The sequence below is a fragment of the Phormidium sp. FACHB-1136 genome, assembly GCF_014697375.1.
GTDB lineage: Bacteria > Cyanobacteriota > Cyanobacteriia > Phormidesmidales > Phormidesmidaceae > Nodosilinea.
In genome coordinates this window covers 1-5573 of sequence record NZ_JACJRS010000176.1, presented here as the reverse complement: position 1 = coordinate 5573, position 5573 = coordinate 1, and the positions used below count along the sequence as shown (strand labels likewise).

Sequence of the window (5573 nt, the reverse complement as noted above, 5' to 3'; positions counted from 1 at the left end):
AAGACAAAGCCGACCGCAAAACGTACTACAGCGGCAAGAAAAAGACCCATACGGTCAAGAACCTGATTGTCCCTGACCGGGGGGGCAAGGTGCGCTATCTCAGTGATACCGATGAAGGGAAAAAACACGACAAAGCCATTGCTGACGAGGAGGAGTTGAGGTTTCCCTCCGGCAGTACGGTGTGGCAGGATGGCGGGTTCCAAGGGTTTACCCCAGCGGGCGTGACGATTCAGCAGCCGAAGAAGACGCCCCGAAATGGGTCTCTCACCGCGATTGATCCGTTGAACAACCAAAGCATTTCCAGTCTTCGCGTCGAAGTGGAGCATCATATTGGCGGTATCAAACGGTGTCAAATTCTAGTGCAACCGTTTCGGAATTGGGCTGACCATTATGTGGACGATGTGATGGAAACCGCCTGCGGGTTGCATAATTTCCGGCTGACACACCGGGCGAAGAAAGGGAACCCTCTCGGTCAAGCCGCTTAATCACAATCAACGGGGGGAAATGCTGATTGATACCGTTTTTTCTCCTAATTTCCGATAAAGTCTAATAACGTGAGCCGTCCGCCTGATCAAATTTGCCCTACACAATGGCCCACTGTACTTAATGGTTAAGCTGAGAAATCACCCGGTTACGCCCCTGTTGCTTAGCTTGATAAAGAGCACGATCAGCAGTTAGGGTCAACGATGTTGGACTAACGTTCAGATTAGGAACCTGACACGTAGCACCAATGCTAATCGTGACATAATCATCAACTATTGAATTGGTGTGATCAATCTTTAAATGTTGAATAGCTATTAAGATCGTCTCTGCGATATGCATAGCGCCGTCTAGCTTAGTTTCTGGCAAAACTAAGGCAAACTCTTCCCCGCCATAGCGAGCGACCAAATCCCGTGGGCGATGAACCTGAGTATGTAGCGTGTTAGCAATCACCTGTAAACACTGATCCCCTGCCTGATGTCCATAGGTGTCGTTATAGTATTTGAAGTAGTCTACATCGCACAGCAAGAGAGATAGGGAATCCCCTGTTCTAGCAAGTGCCTTCCACTCCTGGTCTAGGTATTCATCAAAGCACCGACGATTGGCTAGCTTCGTTAGGCCATCGGTAGCAGCCTGATGGGTCATCATGAGTAGCTTGTCGTAGAGAATTTCCTCAACGGCGTCTCCGTGGATGTTGCTAGTTTCTAATAGGATTTCTAGATCCGCCTTGTCTTGGGCTAGGATCTGTAAAACCTCTCGAAGAGCCACTTCAGCTTGCTGTCGTTCAATGATGGCAGATTTGAGATGTAAATTTAGGTGGTAGAGCTGTTTTTCAATCGTATCACTGTGGTTAGTAACGGTCTCCAGAAGACATTCTAAATCAGCATTATCTTGCAGGAGTCTAGTCACTTCTTGCCGCAGTTCAATTAATTCAAAATCTAAGTTATCTATGATGTTGCACCACACAAATCCCACAGATGACTGTTAGAATCTAACGAAATAATAAGGTGTATTTTAAGGACGATTTTAAGTTTAGCTGTCAAGTTGCAATATCAAATAGTTGGGCCTCACGGTTTAAGGCCATTTTACTTTTGTTTTAAGACAATCAGCGTAATGTCGTCGTGGACAATTTGATTGTCAATGTGGTTCTGCAAGTCTATAACAATCGCCTGACAGATATCATAGGCTGAAGCTTGATGGTTGGACTGGATGACGTTAGCTAGTCTTGGTAGGCCATAAAATTTTCGATTCGGGCTTTCAGCTTCGGTAATGCCATCGGTGTAGAGAACAGCGGCATCTCCAGGAAATAAATCAATATGCTGCTGGGCAACAAATTCAGTAATGTCGTTAATTAATCCGATGGGAAAGCCGAGATCAATGGTATCAATTCGTTCCAAGTCACCATTTTTACGCACAACAATCATTTCTTCATGTTGGCCACTAAGGGAAATGTGACCATCCTGATAATCTAGCAGCATTAGCGATAGGTTCTTGTCCGTATCCATTCGCTGAACATTTTCATAAATCACTTGGTTTAAAGTATTCAATACCTTCACGGGATCATGCTCATTCGCTATGAGCAAGGTTCGCACAGCGGTTTGCACCATAATCATCAATACACCGCTTTCTAAACCATGCCCTGTAACATCACCAATACCAATTCTGACCAGGCCATCCTGATGGGTTAATACGTCATAGTAGTCTCCGCCTACCTCATTGGCTGCTTGCATAAAGCCTGCAATGTCTAAGCCTGGAATTTGTTGAAGTTCCTGCTCCTTCGGTAAGATCATTTCTTGAAGTATACGAGCAATGTCTAGCTCGGCACTCATTCTAAGGTTGTCTTCCTTTAATTGAGTATTGAGAACGAGAATCTGTTGGCTTGCAGCCTCTAGATCCTTAGTTCTATCTTTCACCCGATTTTCTAAATCCTCATTAGTAGACTGAAGTTCAGCAAAAACATCCTGTAACTGAGAGGCCATGCTATTAAACGCGCCAGCCAAAATACCTAACTCATCTTTACGATGAATATCAATGTCTTGATCGAAGTTGCCTTGGGCTAAGTCAATGGCTGCGTCTTTAAGCTGTAGGATAGGACGAGTAATCCATCTAGAGGTTACTAATCCTACTAACACTGAACCTAATAGAGCTAAGATACAGAGAATGAAAGTATGTCGCTGATTCCGCAGTATCTCTGCCATAAAATCTGACTCTGGAATGGCTACAATAACGAGCCAGCGTAGGTCATAGGCATCATGAAAGGGAGAGACCTGCACAAATATCCGTTGCCCCGTTTCATCCTTAAAGCTAAGTTGCTGTATCTCAGTAATCTGAGTAGGGGATGAAAACTCCTCCGTCAGAAAAGTAGATGCCTCTCGAATGAGTGCATTCTCACTTTCTTCAGGTTTAATTTTTTCTGCTTGATTATTCGCCCTACGAAAAGGCATTTTATCAGCAGAACTAGCCACTAACATGCCAGAACTTTCAACGATAAATACTTGCCCCGTTTTACCAATATTGAGTGACTCTAAAAACTCACTCAATAGCGACAGGTTGAGGCGAGTTTGGAGAACACCCTGCAACTGCCCTCGTCCATCGTAGACAGGTTCTACGGCAGAGATGACGAGCATGGGATCGGTTATATGGGGGAAAACGTCACTCCACGTCGCTCGCCCAGCAACGACGGCAGCCTCATACTGAGGGCGAGTTCGAGGATCATAATTGGACGTTCTTTTGAGTAGCTCCATAGGACGCCCCTCATTGTCTAGCCCATATTGTTCGTAGGCGAATAAATTACGCTGGTTGGCCACATTGAGGACAAGGGAACCGTTCTCATTCCTGCCGACCCCAACGAATTCCCCCTGCTCGGTGGCCCAGTTAATCGCCCCCACGCCAGGGAAAACCTGAAGCTGATGCCAGAGATGCTGTGTCCAGGCTTCCTGATCATCCATGGGCAACCAGGCCCGGTCAATCACTTCCCGGTTGAGCTGGTTAATTTGAGGGGGGGTAGCTAAGTAGGTTTGTAAATTTTGGTTAACGCGAGCCGTGATCTCCTCTCGTAATTGAGTGGCTACGTCATTCACGCTACGTTGTCCACTGCGAAAGGAGAGATAGCCCGTTAAGCTCACGGCAACGACGACCTGTATCACAAACGGTACAATAATTAACGTTTGAATAGATCCGTAGGCCGAGTTGTTAATTAACTGTTGCAGTTTACTGTGGGCAATCTGGGTTTTCATGCTGTACCCTTTGGCAAGATAGCGTTCAGCATTCACAGGCTGAGAGTCAGGGTATGCTGGCTTGCCTTCCATGGCACAACCTTCAGACTTTAGAAAAGCTAATCCTTTATATGCCTGCTTGCCAAGATAAATATTTCAGGTCAGTGAATTACGATGATTAACAAGTGTTTTTAAATCTTTCGATCAACTGACATAACACACGAATATAATGTAATTATACTGATTACAGTACGGTTGTCAATCTAGTAATTCTACGGTAATCCTGATCTAGGGCGTCAAGAACCATGGATTTTCCAAGGTCTTATGATACGCATATGCAACTATTATTTAAATTGTTTTAGATGGGCAACAAAACTCAATTCCTGTACAAGGTTTTTAGTCTTTGCGAAAGTCATTCTCATTCAAGTCTTAACTTTATTGAAGAGGTGTCGCCATGTTGGCCGAAGAACTTCTGGAGCAATATGCTATTGGGCTACGTGAATTTAAGGGAACTAACTTAAGTCATATTTCTCTTCAAAACTCTGTTTTAATCTCGATTGATTGCGATCAGTCTAATCTTCAGAGTGCCAATCTTAGCGAAGCTAATCTGATTGATAGTTCATTTATTCAAGCCAATCTAAGTTATGCTGACTTGCGAAAATGTAAACTATTAAACAGTAATTTATTCTTGGCTTCCCTCAATCAAGCCAATCTCTCTGAAGCAAATCTAGTGGGTGCTAACTTGCGTGGTGCTAATTTAGCAAATGCAGATATGAGTGGTGCATACTTAGCTGGAGCCAATCTTTCTGAGGCTGATTTAAGGGGAGCTAATTTATCTCGTGCAAATCTGAAAGGTGCTAATTTGCAGCGTGCCAACCTTTCAGAGGCTAACCTCTTTGAAACGACTTTGAATGGCGCTGACTTATTTGAAGCCATCTTACCCAGCGACCTATCTAAGCCCTGGCTAAGGTTAAACTCCGGTTCACAGGATGAAATCTTTGGAACGTTTCTAGAAGACCTACCTAAAGCAGAGGAATATTTATCTATTTCCTTTTCTCCTGGCTCTATTCCCTTACAACAGCGCTGGCGAAATAATGGATTATCGGCTGATTTTATGGCCGACTATTTTTCGACGTTCTTCCTTGAAGGTGAGAAAGAAGATGCCCTAGTCAACCTTCGGGATGAGATCAGGAGTGCGGTTAGCTTTATTGCTAATGAGCTGCTTGAGAATGCCATGAAATTTAGTAATAAACTGGCATTCAATGATACCAAAATTCAATTATTTCTATATCCTGACAATTTAATATTTTTATCTACGAATCCAATTAATTTATCGACTAAAGCAAAATTTCAATCTTTCATTGAAGAACTGATAGACTCTGATCCTAGCGATCTCTATATTCTTCGACTTGAACATAATGCTGAAAATGACGAGTCGGACGGATCCGGCTTAGGTCTACTTACGATGCTGAATGATTACTCTGCACAGTTAGGCTGGCGGTTTTCATCTTCTCTCCATGACTCCAATCAAATTACTGTTCAAACGATGGTTCAGCTTATGGTTTAAAATCTCCACTTCTAAAGCTAATAAAATTACTGGCTGCAAGTCTAGAAAGCCACAAAAAAGACATCCATTGAATGATGTTGAGACTCATCCCCTTTGAAAAAAAAATCGAGCTTTTTGAGGAATTGAATTTATGGAAGTGAAGTCCGAGGACTACGTCGTTATTTATGATGCCGAGGTAGAAACCATATATTTTCAAGGCATCTTATACCAATCCGGCATGAAGTTGAGCATAATAGGGGATGACGTTTGAGAGGGTAGAGAGGATGGCCCGCCCCTTCGTGATTGAGGTTGCTGAAAGCGAAACCTTTCTG

The 5573-nt window shown here is 43.6% G+C and carries 4 protein-coding genes; 2 read left to right on the top strand and 2 right to left on the bottom strand.

The window, feature by feature from the left end; all coding sequences use genetic code 11:
• Window positions 1-485 (top strand): transposase family protein (locus H6G62_RS25795; RefSeq protein WP_190500532.1); only part of this gene is annotated, 485 nt, incomplete at its 5' end.
• 118 nt (window positions 486-603) lie between these two features.
• Here the strand turns inward: H6G62_RS25795 and H6G62_RS25790 are convergent.
• The gene (locus tag H6G62_RS25790) at window positions 604-1455 is read right to left on the bottom strand and encodes a diguanylate cyclase (protein WP_190500529.1); all 852 of its coding nucleotides are present in this window, start codon (window positions 1453-1455) and stop codon (window positions 604-606) included.
• A 110-nt stretch (window positions 1456-1565) separates the two neighbouring features.
• A complete protein-coding gene (locus H6G62_RS25785) occupies window positions 1566-3788 on the bottom strand; it encodes a SpoIIE family protein phosphatase (protein WP_190500527.1) in 2223 nt (740 codons plus the stop codon).
• Between the two features lie 361 nt (window positions 3789-4149).
• Between H6G62_RS25785 and H6G62_RS25780 the strand changes: the two genes are divergently transcribed.
• A complete protein-coding gene (locus H6G62_RS25780) occupies window positions 4150-5262 on the top strand; it encodes a pentapeptide repeat-containing protein (RefSeq protein ID WP_190500525.1) in 1113 nt (370 codons plus the stop codon).
• Window positions 5263-5573 lie beyond the last annotated feature (311 nt).